Genomic DNA, 14,866 nt, shown 5'->3' with positions numbered 1-14,866 from the left:
CGAACCCGGGTCCGTTCATCGTGTTCTTCGACTGGAACAAGTCGGACATCACGCCGGAAGCGGCTTCGATCCTCGACAACGCCGCCGCTGCCTATGCGCAGACCGGTTCGGCTTCGGTCATGCTGGCCGGCTACACCGACACGTCGGGTACGCCGAAGTACAACATGGGCCTGTCGCAGCGTCGCGCGGACTCGGTGAAGTCGTATCTCGCGGGCAAGGGCGTGCCGGACACGGCGCTCCAGACCCAGGCCTTCGGCGAAACGCACCTCCTGGTGCAGACCGCCGACGGCGTGCGCGAGCCGCAGAACCGTCGCGTGGAAATCACCTTCGGCCCGGGTTCGGGTCAGTAAGGTCTTCCCGCGAGAGCCTCTTCGGGGGCTCGACGGAAAAGAGGGGAGTCGGCTTCGGCCGGCTCCCTTTTTTCATGTCCGCTTTGGGCGACAGGTCTTGCGTCGATGGGGCGATCAGGCCTCGGGCGGGTCCAGCAGGTAGCGGGCGACGGTGTCGTAGATTGCGCCCTCCGAGCCGAGATGGCTTTCGAACAGCTCGAAGCTGGTGACGGCGAACGGATCGAGCGGCGGCGGGACGATGCCGGCGGCGGCGCCCGGCGGCGGCGCGGCGCTGCGGGCGAAGCGGGCGAGGGTGATGTGGGGCAGGAAGGCGCGGCTGTCCGGCGCGACGCCGGCCTGGGCGAGCATCCGGTCGATCTTGCCATGGAGCGCCTTGATCCGATCGCGGGGCGAGACGCCGATCCACAATGCGTCGACCCGCCCGTTGCGCTCGAACGTGCCGCTTTCGGCGAGCGTCAGCGAGAAGCCCGGATGGCGGACATGGCCGAGCAGGGCGGCGATATCCTCGGCCTGATGGCGGTCGACCTCGCCGATGAAGCGCAGCGTGATGTGAAGCTGGGCGTCGTCCTGCCAGCGGGCCCCGGGCACGCCGCCCATCACCCTCAGCAGCGCCGCGCACACCGGGGCGGGGGGCCTGATCGCGACGAAAAGGCGGTGATGCGCCATGCTCTTCCTTCCGGCTCTGATCCGGTTTCGCTTGAAAGGCGGACCGGGAAGCCTGATATTGCCGGTGTCGACGCTGATCGTCGATGACAAGGAGAGTATCTTCGATGGCGAACTGGTCTGACCCCCGGACGACCGCGGTGCCTCGCGCTGCGACGGGCGCCCGTGAGGCGGCGTTCGACGCAGGGCTGCGGTCCTACATGCTGTCCGTTTACAATTACATGGCATCCGGCGTGCTGCTAACCGGCATCGTCGCGATGCTGTTCGCGCGTGGTGGCGCAGAGTCGCCAGCCGCGCAGATCTTCATGCAGGGCGGCCTCATCCGCTTCCTCGTCATGCTCGCGCCGCTCGGCGTGGTGATGTGGCTGAGCTTCGGCATCAACCGCATCTCGGAAGGTACTGCCAAGGCGCTGTTCTGGGCCTATGCCGTGCTGATGGGTCTGTCGCTGTCGACGATCCTGCTGGTCTACACCGGCGGTTCGGTCGCGCAGGCCTTCTTCGCGACGGCGGCGAGCTTCGCGGCGTTGAGCCTCTATGGCTACACCACCAAGAAGGATCTGTCGGGCTTCGGCACCTTCCTCATCATGGGCGTGTTCGGCCTGATGGTGGCGATGCTGATCAACATGTTCGTGCACTCGTCGGCGATGAACCTGCTGATCTCGGCGGTGGGCGTGCTGCTGTTCGCGGGCCTCACCGCTTATGACACGCAGCGCATCAAGAGCGGCTATTTCGCGGTGCGCGGCACGGCCTATGCCGGCAAGTCGGCGGTGATGGGCGCGTTGCAGCTCTATCTCGACTTCATCAACCTGTTCCTCTTCCTGCTGCGCTTCATGGGCAACCAGCGCAACTGATCCGGGAACGGAAGCCGTAAAGGAAAGGCCCGGCGGAGCGATCCGCCGGGCCTTTTTCGTGGGGCTCAGCCGGCGGGCGCGGGGGCCGGCGTGAGGGCGTCGTCGATCTCCATCGCCCGCTGGTGAGCAGGGCGCGCGGTCAGCCGGGCGACATAGGCCTCGAAGGTCGGCCGCTTCTCCACCGTGCCGAACATCATGCCCCAGTGGAGCTGGGCGCCGACATAGCAGTCCGCCGCGGTGAAATGGTCGGCGGCGATATAGTCCCGCCCGTCGAGCGCGCCTTCCAGCGCGTCGAGCATGCAGGTCATGGTGCCGTAGCCGACCATCCGTTCGCGCTCGGCCGGCACATCGACCTGGAGCGCCTTGATCGTGACGGCCTGCTCCACCGGGCCGGCGGCGAAGAACAGCCAGCGATAATAGCGGGCGCGATCCTGCGGCGGCGGCGCGAGGCCGGCCTCGGGGAAGGCATCGGCCAGATAGGCGCAGATCGCGGCGCATTCGGTGACGGCCTGCCCGCGATGGGTGATCGCCGGCACCTTGCCCATCGGGTTGATCGCCAGATAGGCGGAGCCCTTCATCGAGGCGGCATATTCGAGCACCTCGGTGCGATAGGGCTGGCCGACCTCCTCGAGCATCCACCGCACGATCCGTCCGCGCGATTGCGGGTTGGTGTAGAAGACGAGTTCGTCGCTCATGCTGCTGCTCCCTCAACAACGATGATCTGGATGCCGAGTCCCTCCGGCGCGGCGCGATGGTAGTCCCCGGCGGGGAACAGCGGCAAGCGCACTTGGCGAACGCCGCGCGCTCTGCGATGCCGGATGGCGCTTCAGGAGATTCCCGCATGACCGAGACGCTGCGCCAGCCTTATCCGCCGATCGAGCCCTATGCTTCCGGCCTGCTCGACGTGGGCGACGGGCATCGCGTCTATTGGGAGCGGGTGGGGAAGCCGGGCGGCATCCCGGCGGTGTTCCTGCATGGCGGGCCGGGCGGCGGGTGCAGCCCGGCGCACCGCCAGCTCTTCGATCCGGCGCGCTACGACGTGCTGCTGTTCGACCAGCGCGGCTGCGGCCGGTCCGAGCCCCATGCCGAGCTGGAGGCCAACACCACCTGGCACCTCGTCGCCGACATCGAGCGGCTGCGCGAGATGTGCGGGCATGACAAATGGCTGGTGTTCGGCGGGAGCTGGGGCTCGACCCTCTCGCTCGCTTATGCCGAGACGCATCCGGCGCGCGTCTCCGAGCTGATCCTGCGCGGCATCTTCCTGCTCAGGAAGGCCGAGGTGGACTGGTATTATCAGGGGGGCGCCGCGTGGCTCTTCCCGGACAAGTGGGAGCGCTTCCTCGCCCCCATCCCCGAGGCCGAGCGCGGCGATCTCCTTGAAGCCTTCCGCAAGCGCCTGACCGGCGGCGACGAGAGCGAGAAGGTTTCAGCCGCCCGCGCCTGGGCGCAGTGGGAAGGCGAGACGATCACACTGCTCCCTGATCCGGCGACCTCGGGCGGGTTCGGCGAGGAGCAGTTCGCCGTTGCCTTCGCCCGGATCGAGAATCATTATTTCGTCAACAAGGGCTGGATGGAGGAGGGGCAGCTCCTCCGCGACGTCCACAAGCTCAAGGGCATTCCCGGCACGATCGTGCAGGGCCGCTACGACGCCGCGACGCCGGTGCGCAGCGCCTGGGATCTGCACCGCGCCTGGCCGGAAGCGGAGTTCCACCTCATCCCGGACGCGGGCCATGCGTACAGCGAGCCCGGCATCCTCGATCGGCTGATCCGCGCGACCGACGCCCACGCGGATCGGCACGGCTGACGTTTCAGGGCTTGGCGGCGATGGCGATCGGTTTGGGCACGGGATTGGCCAGCGCCTCGCGGATCGCCTTCTGCGCGATCGGGATCATGACGGCGTAGCCCGCCTTGTTCGGGTGGACGCCGTCGCTCGCCCAGTCGGCGCGGAAGCCGCCCTTGCCGTCCTGAAGCGCGGACCAATAGTCGGCATAGGTCGAGCCCGTCTCGGCGGCGTACTGCTTCAGCCACGCATTGATCGTCTTGATCTTCTCGGTGACGGCAAGGCCCGGACGCCACGGGAAAGCCGATGACGGCGGGATCGAGGCGAGGATCACGCGCACGCCATGCGCCTGCGCCAGCTCGGTCATGGAGCGGAAGTTCGCCTCGGTCTGCTCGATGGTCATCGGGCCGGTGTTGCTGGCGATGTCGTTCGTGCCCGCCATGATCTGCACGACCGCCGGATGAAGATCGAGCACGTCCTGCCGGAAGCGGAGCAGCATCTGCGGCGTGGTCTGCCCGCTGATGCCGCGGCCGACGCGGCCGGCCGTGAAGAACTCCGGCACCTGATCGAACCAGCCCTGCGTGATCGAGTCGCCCATGAAGACGACGCGCGGCTCCTTGCCGCGAGCGGAGAGGGCGGCATTGGCAGCCTGATATTTGCCCAGCCACGCCCAGTCCGTGTGGAGGCGCTCTTCGCCTTCCTTGGCCCACTGATCCTTCTGGGCTTGAGTCGGCTCGGCGGCGTGCGCGGCGATCGGGGCCAGCGCCATCGTGACGGCAAGAGCAAGGCGACGGAGGATCATCGGACGGTCTCCAACGGGGGAAAGCGAGGCAGGCCGAGAGATGCTCGACCGCTCCGGCGATGGCAACCATGGTGGCCTAATTTATATGATATAGCTCGGCCATGCGTCGTTCAGGGCTGAGGGCGTAACCATGTGCGGGCAGTCAGGAGTCGGGCCGATGAACATGCTTCGCTGGGGTGTCATCCTTCCTTGCGCGCTGCTCGCGGTTGCGGCCAAGGCGCCGGATGCGCCGCGCCCGCCGGGCGCCGTCTCCTGCATCGACAGCCAGCGCTACACGGGCCATCGATCCGACGGGAAGGACACGATCATCTTCACCTCGGGCCTGCGCACCTATCGCAACCATCTGCGCACCGAATGTCCGGGGGTGGAGAAGCTCAACAGCAGCTTCGGCGCGCTGGAGACGGAGCCGTGGGGATCGCAGCTCTGCGAGGGCGATTTCGTTCGCGTGTTCGATACGACAGGGGTGCGGTCGGTGGGCATCGCGGCCTATCCGCGCTGCGTGCTCGGCTGGTTCGAGCCGGTGCCGACGCCGCCCAGGCAGTCCAAGCCCGCCAAGCCTTGACGGACTCGCGGCCGGGCGCCCAACTGGGGACATGACGACATCCTCCCCGATCGGGGTCGGGCTGGTGGGCTATGGGCTTGCCGGCGCGGTCCTCCACGCGCCGATCATCGAGGCGCTTCCCGATTACCGCATCGCCGCCGTGATGACCTCGCGCGCCGAGGCCGCCGAGCGGCGCGACCGGCCGCAGGTCGTCTCCGACATCGATGCGCTGCTGGCGATCGACGAGGTCGAGCTGGTGGTCGTGGTGACACCCAACGACCTCCACGCCGCCCATGCCGAGACGGCGTTGCGGGCCGGGCGGCATGTCGTGGTCGACAAGCCGATGGCGTCGAGCCTCGCTGAATGCGACCGGCTGATCGACGTCGCGGCGGAGGCGGGGAGGCTGCTCAGCGTCTATCACAATCGCCGCTGGGACGGGGACTATCTCGCCGCGCGCGCGATCGCGGCGGAGGAGCCGGTCGCGCTCTACGAGGCGCGCTGGGATCGCTTCCGTCCGGAGGCGGCGGCGGTGTGGCGCAACACGCCGAGGCCGGGGGCGGGGCTGCTCTGGGATCTGGGGCCGCATCTGATCGATCAGGCGTTGGGCCTGTTCGGCTGGCCGGACGCGATGACCGCTGATGTCGCCACCCAGCGCGCCGGTGCAGGCGCCGACGATTATTTCGAGCTGACGCTCCATTATGGCGAGGCCCGCGCGATCCTCTCCGCCTCGACGCTGGTCGCCGCGACGCGACCGCACATGGCGCTGCACGGCACCAGCGGGAGCTGGTGGACCGAAGGCCTCGATCCGCTGGAGGCCGCGCTCCGGGCCGGGGAGAACCCCTCGCGGCCCGGCTTCGCGGAAGGCCTTCCCCCGATCCCGGCCTATCGCGCGACGAAGGATGGCGAGCGGCTGGAAGCCCCGGTCGCAGCGGGCGATCCTTATGGTTTCTATCGCGCGATGGCGGCCGCGATCCGCTCCGGCGGGGCGCTTCCGGTCGATCCGGTGGAGGCTCGCGACGTCGTGGCGATCATCGCCGCCGCCCATGCCGGAGAGCCCCTCCCGCAGCCCAAAGGCGCGCGGCGCTTGCCTGTAACGGCCGTACAGGGCTAATTGCCCGCAGGAGAGCCAGAACGGGGACAGGGGTGGCAAGAAAACCAGCAACGCGGCATTCCACCATCACGGATGTCGCGGATGCCGCCGGCGTGTCGATCAAGACTGTGTCGCGCGTCTTCAACAACGAGCCCAACGTCCGTCCGCTGACGCGCGATCGCGTCCTCGCGGCGGCGACGGAGCTGGATTACCACCCGAACGTGGCGGCGCGCAGCCTTGCGGGGCGGCGCTCCTTCCTGATCGGGCTGGCTTATGAAAATCCCAGCCCCAACTATGTCGTCGACCTCCAGACCGGCGCGCTCGACCGGCTGCATGGCGAGCGATACCGCCTGCTCGTGCTGCCCTTCGCCGATGCGGCGACCGCGTCCGGCAAGATGCAGGCGATCGCGCGCGCCTCGGGGTTGGACGGCGTGGTCCTCGCGCCCCCGCTTTGCGACGATGCGGCGACGGTGGCGGAGTTGGAGGCCTGCGGGCTGCCTTACGCCCGCATCGCGCCGACCAGCGGCGGCAGCCAGGCCCCCGACGTGGCGATGGACGATCGCAGCGCCGCCCGTGCCGTGGTCGATCATCTGGTGGGGCTCGGCCACAAGCGCATCGGCATCGTGCGCGGCCATGTCACCCACGCCTCAGCCACGGCGCGCTTCGAGGGCTATCGCGCCGGGCTTGAGGCGCACGGCCTGCCGATCGATCCCGAACTGGAGACGCAGGGTGCCTACACCTTCCTCTCGGGCTATGAGGCCGGGCGCCAGCTTCTGGCGCTGAAGGATCGGCCCACCGCGATTTTCGCCTGCAACGACGACATGGCGGCGGGCGTGCTCAACGCGGCCTATGAGGCGGGCGTGTCGGTGCCGGGCGATCTCTCGGTGGTCGGCTTCGACGACAGCAACATCGCCTCGGTCGTCTGGCCGCGCCTCACCACGATCCACCAGCCGATCCGGGACATGGCCCGCGAGGCGACGGGCGCGCTGCTCTCGCTGCTGGAGGACGAGGAGGTGCCGCCGCACCGGATGTTGCCTTATCAGCTCGTCGTTCGCGGTTCGACCGGCCCCGTGAGGGACGCGGGCGGACGCTGAGATTGACAGCGGCGTCATCGCCTGCGCAACCTCCACCCGCCGATTGCCCGCCGCGGCGCCGGCCAAGAACTGACAGGAGAAGAGATGCAGAGTCGATCCGCGGCGGGTGCGTTGCCCGCGTTCATTACCGTTACCTGCCTCTTCTTCGCCTGGGGCTTCATCACCTCCAACAATGATCCGCTGATCGCGGCGCTTCGGGGCATCTACAGCCTGAGCCGCGCCGAGGCGATGCTGACCCAGTTCGCCTTCTTCCTGGCCTATGGCGTTTTCTCGCTGCCCGCCGCCGCCGTGCTCGGCCGGCTGGGGCCGAGCAAGACGATCATGGCCTCGCTCGGCGTGATGATCCTGGGCTGCTTCATCGTCCTCGCGGCATCTGCGGCGCAGACCTACGCGCTCGTGCTGGTGGCGCTGTTCACGCTGGCGGCGGGCATCACCGCGCTCCAAGTGGCGGCCAACCCGCTCGCGGCGGCGCTGGGCGTGCCCGAGAAGTCCCACTTCCGCCTGACGCTGGCGCAGGCCTTCAACTCGCTCGGCGTGGTGCTGGGCGTGCATCTGGGCTCGTCGCTGATGTTGTCGGGCGATGTGTTCAAGGATGGCGGCGCGACCATCACCGACGAGGCATCGCGCATCGCGGGCCTTGGCGCGGTCAACCACGCCTTCCTCATCATCGCGGCCTTCCTGCTGGCGCTGGGGCTGCTGATCTTCGTGATGCGCCACCGTATCGAGAACGCCGTGCCGCATAATGGCGGGACGGGTGCCGCGGGCGAGAATGCCTCGCCGCTGACGGCGCTGCGATCCGGCTGGGCGCTGGCGGGGGCGCTGGCGATTTTCCTCTATGTCGGCTCGGAAGTGTCGATCGGGTCGATCATGATCAATTTCCTCAACCAGCCGGAGGTGCTGGGCGTCAGCCTGCTTGTCGCGGGCGGGATGCTCGCCAATTATTACTGGGGCGGCGCACTGATCGGCCGTTTCCTCGGCAGCGGCCTGCTGGCGGTGTTCCCGGCGCCGATCCTGCTCTCGGTGATGGTTGCGGTGGCGGGGCTGCTGTCGCTGGCCGCCTTCACGCTGAGCGGCCCGGCGGCGGCCTGGTGCGCGCTCAGCATCGGCCTGTTCAACTCGATCATGTTCCCGACCATCTTCACGCTGACGCTCCAGCGGTCGTCGGCGCCGGCCTCGGCCACGTCGGGCCTGCTGTGCGTCGCGATCGTCGGCGGCGCGATCCTGCCCTTCATCGCGGGCAAGATCGCCGATGTGACGGGCGGCTTCGGCCATGCCTTCATCGTGCCCGTGATCGGCTATGCCGGCATCCTCGTCTTCGCGCTGGCAGCGGCGCGGGTGAAGGGCGCCGAGCATGCCACCGTGGCGCTGCCCTCGGGACACTGATCGAAGCGCCGTGTGGGACAAGAACGAAGGCCCCGCCGCACCGTTGCGGCGGGGCCTTCCCATTTGTAATCCGCTTGCATTGAAATTCTTCTTTCAATTTTAGTTTTTTTCCCGGAGAGGAAAGGGACGGTCTGCTCTTGTGAGGGCGGTCATGGTCATCAGCCTGAAGGCGCGAGGATGAATGCCTGAGTATCAGTGGGATTTCGTTCGATGAGCGTGCTTGCGGCTGGCGTGGAGCTGGGTGGCACGAAATGCGTATGCGTGCTGGCCACGGGACCGGGCGGGGTCGTCGCGGAGGAACGCGTCCCCACCACGAGCCCTGAGGAAACGCTGTCGGCTATCGAGCGCGTGCTCGACAAGTGGCAGGCCGAGCGCGGGTTCGCGGCGCTGGGGCTCGCCTGTTTCGGGCCGTTGCAGCTCAAGCCGGGCGCGCCCGATTATGGCTATATCACCGCCACGACCAAGCCGGGCTGGCGCAACACGGACGTCGCGCAGCGACTCGCGAGCCGCTACGGCGCGCCGACCGCCATCGATACGGACGTGTCGGGCGCGGCGCTGGCCGAGGGGCGCTGGGGCGGGGCGCAGGGGCTCTCCTCCCATGCCTACATCACGGTCGGCACTGGCGTCGGCGCCGGGATCATCGTCAACGGCCGCCCGGTGATGGGCATCGGCCATGCCGAGGCCGGCCATATGCGCGTTCCCCGCTTTCCGGGCGATAGCTGGGGAGGGGCCTGCACCTTTCACGGCGATTGCGTCGAAGGCCTCGCCTCGGGCTTCGCGGTGGAGCAGCGGACGGGCAAGAATGGCGGCGATCTGCCGGCCGACCATATCGTCTGGTCGATGGTGGCGCATGCCATTGCCGGGCTTTGCCATAACCTCGTGATGGGTTCGGTGCCGGAGCGCATCCTGATTGGCGGGGGCGTCGCGACCAAGCAGCCGCAGATCCTGCCGATGGTGCGGCGGATGCTGGTCGACAGCCTGGCCGGCTATGGCGATGCGGTGTCGGTGTCGTCGCAGATCGAGAGCTACATCGCGCCCCCGGCGCTCGGCGATCAGGCCGGGCCGATGGGCGCGATCGCGCTGGCGATGGACGCTCTGGCCGCCGCCTGACGGCTCAGGCGGCCTTCGCGGCGCCTTCCACCCACGGCGTCTCGACATGCGCCTTCGCCTCGTGCGCAGCGATGGCGGCGTCGAGTTCGAGCGTGATGCCGATCTCGTCGAGACCCTTCAGCAGGCAATCCTTGCGGAAGGCGTCGATCTCGAAGCGGAAGCGATCCTGATAGGGGGTCGTCACCGTCTGATGTTCGAGGTCGATCGAGATGGGGTGCTCCTTTGCCACCTCCAGCAGCCGGTCGACCTGCTCCTGAGGGAGCACGACGGTCAGGATGCCGTTCTTGAAGGCATTGCCGGCGTGGATGTCGGAGAAGCCCGGCGCGATCACGGCGCGGATGCCCATGTCGGCCATCGCCCAGGCGGCATGTTCGCGGCTGGAGCCGCAGCCGTAGTTGTCGCCCGCGATCAGGATCGGGGCTCCGGCATAGCGCGGATCGTCGAACACATTGCCGGGCTCGGCGCGGATCGTCTCGAAGGCGCCCTTGCCGAGGCCCTCGCGCGTCACCGTCTTGAGCCAGTGGGCGGGGATGATGATGTCGGTGTCGATGTTCGGGCGGCCGAGCGGGTAGGCCTTGCCCTCGATGGTGTCGATGGGGCGCATCAGGCGAACTCCCTCACGTCGGTCAGGTGGCCGGTCACCGCAGCGGCAGCGGCCATGGCGGGCGAGAGCAGGTGCGTGCGCGAGCCCGGTCCCTGACGCCCGACGAAATTGCGGTTGGAGGTCGACGCGCAGCGCTCGCCGGCCGGCACCTTGTCCGGGTTCATGGCGAGGCACATCGAGCAGCCCGGCTCGCGCCATTCGAAGCCCGCCTCGATGAAGATGCGGTCGAGCCCCTCGGCCTCGGCCTGACGCTTCACGAGGCCCGACCCCGGCACCACCATCGCCTGCTTCACATTCGCCGCGACATGGCGGCCCTGCGCGATGGCGGCGGCGGCGCGGAGATCCTCGATGCGGCTGTTGGTGCAGCTTCCGATGAAGATGCGGTCCACCGCCACGTCCTGCATCCGCGTGCCCGGCGTGAGGCCCATATAGGCCAGCGACTTCTCCGCCGCCGCGCGACGCGCCGGATCGGAGAGGTCGGCCGGATCGGGAACGATGCCGGTGATCGACACCACGTCGTCGGGGCTCGTGCCCCATGTCACCAGCGGCGCGATGGCGGTGGCGTCGATGACGATCGTCTTGTCGTAGACAGCGCCCGGATCGGTCGCGAGCGTGCGCCACCACGCGACGGCCTTATCCCAGTCGGCCCCCTTGGGCGCGCGGGGCTTGTCCTTGAGATAAGCGAAGGTCTTGTCGTCGGGCGCGACGAGGCCGGCGCGCGCGCCCGCCTCGATCGACATATTGCAGACGGTCAGCCGCCCCTCGATCGACATCTCGCGAAACACCGAGCCGGTATATTCGGCGACATAGCCCGCACCGCCGCCCGCACCGAGCGCGCCGACGATGGCGAGCGCCACGTCCTTCGGCGTCACGCCCGGCCCGAGCGGGCCATCGACGCGCACCTCCAGCGACTTCGAGCGCTTGAGCAGCAGCGTCTGCGTGGCGAGCACATGCTCCACTTCGGAGGTGCCGATGCCGAAGCCGAGCGCTCCCAGAGCGCCATGGCTCGCCGTATGGCTGTCGCCGCAGACGACGGTGGTGCCGGGCAGGGTGAAGCCCTGCTCCGGGCCGATGACGTGGACGATGCCCTGCTCGGGCGCCAGCTCGTCGATGAACTCGACGCCGAACTCGGTGGTGTTGCGGGTCAGCGCCGACAATTGCTCAGCGGACTGCGGATCGGCGATGGGCAGGCGATGGCCTGCGCCGTCGACGCGGGCCGTCGTCGGCAGATTATGGTCCGGCACCGCAAGCGTGAGATCGGGGCGGCGCACCTTGCGACCCGCCGCGCGAAGGCCGTCGAAGGCCTGCGGGCTCGTCACCTCATGGACGAGGTGGCGGTCGATATAGAGGAGGGCGGTGCCGTCCTCGCGCTGCGAGACGACATGCGCGTCCCAGATCTTCTCATAGAGCGTGCGGGGTTTGGACTCGGTTGCCATAGTGGCGCAGCCTCTAGCGCGCGGGGGCGGGCTTGTCTCCGTTTATGTCCTTGAGGAGCGTAAAGCCGGAATATTCGTGCGCCGAACGGCTGTTCCCTTGGCGGCGTCAAAGCGCTAACCTTTCCGTAAACGTAAAGGAGCGAGTCCATGACCGTGCAACTCGGCGAAGGCATCGAAACCATCGAGACGGGCGGCGTCATCGAGCTTCATCTCGATCGCCCGGACAAGAAGAACGCGCTCACTGCCACCATGTATCGCACCATGACCGCGGCGCTCGGCGAGGCGATGGAGCGGGCGGACGTGGACGCCGTGCTGATCGCAGGCAAGGGCGGTGACTTCTGCGCGGGCAACGACCTCAAGGATTTCCAGAGCGGGCCCGAGGGCGGCTCGGCCGCGTTCGACTTCGTCCGCGCTATCGCCACCTTCGAGAAGCCGATCGTCGTGGCGGTGCAGGGCCTCGCGGTGGGCGTGGGGACGACGATGCTGCTCCACTGCGACCTTGTCTATGCGGCGCCGGACGCTCGCTTCCTGACGCCCTTCGTCAATCTCGGCCTCGTGCCGGAGGCGGCGTCCAGCCTGCTCGCGCCGATGCGGATGGGCCATGCCAAGGCAGCGCAGATGCTTCTGCTCGGCGAGCCGATGGACGCCGAGAGCGCCGACAAGGCCGGTCTGGTGACGGCGATCGTGCCGGCGGACCAGCTTCTCGCCCATGCCCGCGCCAAGGCGGCGGCGCTGGCGGCCAAGCCTCCGCAGGCGCTCGCGCAGACCCGCCGCTTGATGAAGGGCGACCTCGCCCCCATCAAGGCACGGATGGACGAGGAAAGCCGCCTGTTCCGCGAATGCATGCAGTCCGCGGAAGCACGGGAGGCCTTCACCGCCTTCTTTGAAAAGCGTCCCCCCATTTTCCGTCGCGAAGGAAAGCCCTGATGCCCGTCAAGATCGTCGCGTTCGTCACCCCGAAGCCAGGCCGCGAGGCCGAGCTGGAAGCCGCCGTCCGCACCGCCGTCGCCGGTGCGCGCGGCGAGCCCGGCAATCTGCGCTACGACGCCTGGCGCGAGAAGGGCGGCGAGCGGATCGTGATCGACGAACTCTACAAGGATCATGACGCGGTCGAGGCGCATCGTAACGCCCCGCACTACGTCGCCTTCCGCGCTACGGCGGCGGATCTGCTCGCCGGGCCGCCCGAGGTTACGGTCGTCGAGGAGATCGATGTCGCCGCGTAATATCGTTTCAATTGTTGGTTGACATTTCGACCTAAGGTTGCGCAAGGCCGGTCCTCATTCATTGAGGACCGTCCATGCCCGCCTATCGTTCCCGTACCACCACCCATGGCCGCAACATGGCGGGCGCGCGCGGACTCTGGCGCGCGACGGGCATGAAGGATGAGGATTTCGGCAAGCCGATCATCGCCGTCGTCAACAGCTTCACCCAGTTCGTGCCGGGCCATGTCCACCTCAAGGATCTCGGCCAGCTCGTCGCCCGCGAGATCGAGGCGGCGGGTGGAGTCGCCAAGGAATTCAACACCATCGCCGTCGATGACGGCATCGCCATGGGCCATGGCGGGATGCTCTATTCGCTGCCCAGCCGCGAGCTGATCGCGGACAGCGTGGAGTACATGGTCAACGCGCATTGCGCCGACGCGATCGTCTGCATCTCCAATTGCGACAAGATCACGCCGGGGATGCTGATGGCGGCGCTCAGGCTCAACATCCCGGCGGTGTTCGTCTCGGGCGGGCCGATGGAGGCCGGCAAGGTCGTCGTGAAGGGCAAGGAGGTCGCGCTCGATCTGGTCGACGCGATGGTCGCCGCCGCCGACGAGCATTACACCGACGAGGAAGTGAAGACGATCGAACGCTCGGCCTGCCCGACCTGCGGCTCGTGCTCGGGCATGTTCACGGCCAATTCGATGAACTGCCTCACCGAGGCGCTGGGCCTGTCGCTGCCGGGCAATGGCTCGACGCTCGCCACCCACGCGGATCGCGAGAAGCTGTTCCGCGAGGCGGGGCACCTGATCGTCGACCTCGCTAAGCGCTGGTACGAGCAGGACGACGCGACCGCGCTGCCGCGCAACATCGCCACCTTCGCGGCGTTCGAGAATGCCATGAGCCTCGACATCGCGATGGGCGGATCGACCAATACGGTGCTCCACCTGCTCGCCGCCGCGCAGGAGGCGGGGGTGGATTTCACCATGGCCGACATCGACCGCCTCAGCCGCCGCGTGCCCTGCCTCTGCAAGGTCGCGCCGGCCAAGCAGGACGTCCACATGGAGGATGTCCATCGCGCGGGCGGGATCATGGCGATCCTCGGCGAGCTGGAGCGCGGCGGGCTGATCGACGCCTCGCAGCCGACCGTTCATGCCCCCACGCTGGGCGATGCGCTCGCCCGCTGGGACATCGGCCGCACCAACAGCGAGGATGTCCGCACCTTCTTCCGCGCGGCGCCGGGCGGCGTTCCGACGCAGACGGCGTTCAGCCAGTCCGCGCGCTGGAAGGAGCTGGATACCGATCGCAAGGATGGCGTGATCCGCTCGACCGAGCATCCCTTCTCGAAGGATGGCGGGCTGGCCGTGCTGTTCGGCAATCTCGCGCCCGAGGGCTGCATCGTGAAGACGGCGGGCGTGGACGAGAGCATCCTCACCTTCCACGGCACGGCGCGCGTCTATGAGAGCCAGGACGCGGCGGTGGCCGGTATCCTCGGCAATCAGGTGGTCGCGGGCGACGTGGTGGTGATCCGCTACGAAGGGCCGAAGGGCGGGCCGGGGATGCAGGAGATGCTCTATCCGACGAGCTATCTGAAGTCGAAGGGGCTGGGGAAGGCCTGCGCGCTCATCACCGACGGGCGCTTCTCGGGCGGCACCTCCGGGCTGTCGATCGGCCATGTCTCGCCGGAAGCGGCCGAGGGGGGGCTGATCGCGCTGGTCGAGACGGGCGATCCGATCCTGATCGACATCCCCAACCGCGTCATCCGCCTCGATCTCGACGACGCCGCGCTGGCGGAGCGTCGCGCGGCGATGGAGGCCAAGGGCGCCAAGGCGTGGAAGCCGTTCGGCCGCAAGCGCGAAGTGTCGCCGGCGCTGCGCGCGTATGCGGCGATGACGACGAACGCCGCGCGCGGCGCGGTGCGGGACGTGAGCCAAGTGGAGCGGGGCTGAGAGGTTCTTCC

17 protein-coding genes are annotated in these 14,866 nt (G+C 68.2%); 12 read left to right on the top strand and 5 right to left on the bottom strand.

Annotated features, from left to right (window positions below):
• Nucleotides 1–350, top strand: a 350-nt coding sequence (locus ST3T6A_RS0100275; RefSeq protein ID WP_019830880.1) for an OmpA family protein, incomplete at its 5' end; no start/stop codon positions are given.
• Between the two features lie 114 nt (nucleotides 351–464).
• On the opposite strand, the gene thpR is transcribed toward ST3T6A_RS0100275, so the two are convergent.
• Nucleotides 465–1,016: an RNA 2',3'-cyclic phosphodiesterase gene (gene thpR, locus ST3T6A_RS0100270; protein ID WP_019830879.1), complete on the bottom strand. Its 552-nt coding sequence runs from the start codon at nucleotides 1,014–1,016 to the stop codon at nucleotides 465–467.
• Between thpR and ST3T6A_RS22095 the strand changes: the two genes are divergently transcribed.
• Together ST3T6A_RS22095 and ST3T6A_RS0100260 are read left to right on the top strand one after the other, a co-directional pair.
• Nucleotides 1,015–1,137: a hypothetical protein gene (locus ST3T6A_RS22095; protein ID WP_019830878.1), complete on the top strand. Its 123-nt coding sequence runs from the start codon at nucleotides 1,015–1,017 to the stop codon at nucleotides 1,135–1,137. The two genes, thpR and ST3T6A_RS22095, sit on opposite strands and share 2 nt — an antisense overlap.
• A complete protein-coding gene (locus tag ST3T6A_RS0100260; protein ID WP_019830877.1) occupies nucleotides 1,121–1,864 on the top strand; it encodes a Bax inhibitor-1/YccA family protein in 744 nt (247 codons plus the stop codon). Before ST3T6A_RS22095 ends, ST3T6A_RS0100260 begins: the two co-directional genes overlap by 17 nt.
• A 65-nt stretch (nucleotides 1,865–1,929) precedes the next feature.
• Here the strand turns inward: ST3T6A_RS0100260 and ST3T6A_RS0100255 are convergent, their stop codons facing one another.
• Nucleotides 1,930–2,559 (bottom strand): glutathione S-transferase family protein, encoded by a 630-nt coding sequence (locus tag ST3T6A_RS0100255; protein ID WP_019830876.1) that lies wholly within the window; start codon nucleotides 2,557–2,559, stop codon nucleotides 1,930–1,932.
• 146 nt (nucleotides 2,560–2,705) lie between these two features.
• Here ST3T6A_RS0100255 and pip point away from each other — a divergent pair, with 146 nt between their 5' ends.
• Entirely contained in the window at nucleotides 2,706–3,668 is a 963-nt protein-coding gene (gene pip, locus ST3T6A_RS0100250; RefSeq protein ID WP_019830875.1) for a prolyl aminopeptidase, read from the top strand.
• Between the two features lie 4 nt (nucleotides 3,669–3,672).
• Here the strand turns inward: pip and ST3T6A_RS0100245 are convergent, their stop codons facing one another.
• Nucleotides 3,673–4,446, bottom strand: coding sequence for an SGNH/GDSL hydrolase family protein (locus ST3T6A_RS0100245; RefSeq protein ID WP_019830874.1), 774 nt, complete (start codon nucleotides 4,444–4,446; stop codon nucleotides 3,673–3,675).
• A 157-nt stretch (nucleotides 4,447–4,603) separates the two neighbouring features.
• Here ST3T6A_RS0100245 and ST3T6A_RS21655 point away from each other — a divergent pair, with 157 nt between their 5' ends.
• From ST3T6A_RS21655 to ST3T6A_RS0100220, 5 genes are all read left to right on the top strand, one after another.
• A complete protein-coding gene (locus tag ST3T6A_RS21655; protein ID WP_019830873.1) occupies nucleotides 4,604–5,008 on the top strand; it encodes a hypothetical protein in 405 nt (134 codons plus the stop codon).
• 31 nt (nucleotides 5,009–5,039) lie between these two features.
• Complete coding sequence (locus ST3T6A_RS18950; RefSeq protein WP_019830872.1) at nucleotides 5,040–6,098, top strand: Gfo/Idh/MocA family oxidoreductase; 1,059 nt, start codon at nucleotides 5,040–5,042, stop codon at nucleotides 6,096–6,098.
• Nucleotides 6,099–6,130: 32 nt separating this feature from the next.
• Nucleotides 6,131–7,171 (top strand): LacI family DNA-binding transcriptional regulator, encoded by a 1,041-nt coding sequence (locus ST3T6A_RS0100230; protein WP_037537274.1) that lies wholly within the window; start codon nucleotides 6,131–6,133, stop codon nucleotides 7,169–7,171.
• An 84-nt stretch (nucleotides 7,172–7,255) separates the two neighbouring features.
• Nucleotides 7,256–8,554, top strand: a complete 1,299-nt coding sequence (locus ST3T6A_RS0100225; RefSeq protein ID WP_037537272.1) for a sugar MFS transporter — start codon at nucleotides 7,256–7,258, stop codon at nucleotides 8,552–8,554.
• A 210-nt stretch (nucleotides 8,555–8,764) separates the two neighbouring features.
• Entirely contained in the window at nucleotides 8,765–9,664 is a 900-nt protein-coding gene (locus ST3T6A_RS0100220) for an ROK family protein (RefSeq protein ID WP_019830869.1), read from the top strand.
• A gap of 4 nt (nucleotides 9,665–9,668) precedes the next feature.
• Here ST3T6A_RS0100220 and leuD read toward each other — a convergent pair whose 3' ends face one another.
• Nucleotides 9,669–10,268 (bottom strand): 3-isopropylmalate dehydratase small subunit, encoded by a 600-nt coding sequence (gene leuD, locus ST3T6A_RS0100215; RefSeq protein ID WP_019830868.1) that lies wholly within the window; start codon nucleotides 10,266–10,268, stop codon nucleotides 9,669–9,671.
• Nucleotides 10,268–11,704, bottom strand: coding sequence for a 3-isopropylmalate dehydratase large subunit (gene leuC, locus ST3T6A_RS0100210; protein ID WP_019830867.1), 1,437 nt, complete (start codon nucleotides 11,702–11,704; stop codon nucleotides 10,268–10,270). Before leuC ends, leuD begins: the two co-directional genes overlap by 1 nt.
• Nucleotides 11,705–11,851: 147 nt before the next feature.
• On the opposite strand from leuC, the gene ST3T6A_RS0100205 reads away from it, so the two are divergent.
• The 3 genes from ST3T6A_RS0100205 to ilvD all read left to right on the top strand — a co-directional run bounded on the left by ST3T6A_RS0100205 (nucleotide 11,852) and on the right by ilvD (nucleotide 14,855).
• On the top strand, nucleotides 11,852–12,631 hold the full coding sequence (locus ST3T6A_RS0100205; RefSeq protein ID WP_019830866.1) for an enoyl-CoA hydratase: 780 nt from the start codon (nucleotides 11,852–11,854) through the stop codon (nucleotides 12,629–12,631).
• Entirely contained in the window at nucleotides 12,631–12,927 is a 297-nt protein-coding gene (locus ST3T6A_RS0100200; RefSeq protein WP_019830865.1) for a putative quinol monooxygenase, read from the top strand. The genes ST3T6A_RS0100205 and ST3T6A_RS0100200 overlap by 1 nt, the downstream gene beginning before the upstream one ends.
• Before the next feature lie 74 nt (nucleotides 12,928–13,001).
• Nucleotides 13,002–14,855: a dihydroxy-acid dehydratase gene (gene ilvD, locus ST3T6A_RS0100195; protein WP_019830864.1), complete on the top strand. Its 1,854-nt coding sequence runs from the start codon at nucleotides 13,002–13,004 to the stop codon at nucleotides 14,853–14,855.
• The last annotated feature ends 11 nt before the right edge of the window (nucleotides 14,856–14,866 follow it).

This window comes from Sphingomonas sp. PR090111-T3T-6A (assembly GCF_000383095.1).
Classification (GTDB): Bacteria; Pseudomonadota; Alphaproteobacteria; order Sphingomonadales; family Sphingomonadaceae; genus Solisphingomonas.
Note: the sequence above shows the minus strand (reverse complement) of the source record. Positions and strands in the feature narration are given on the sequence as shown.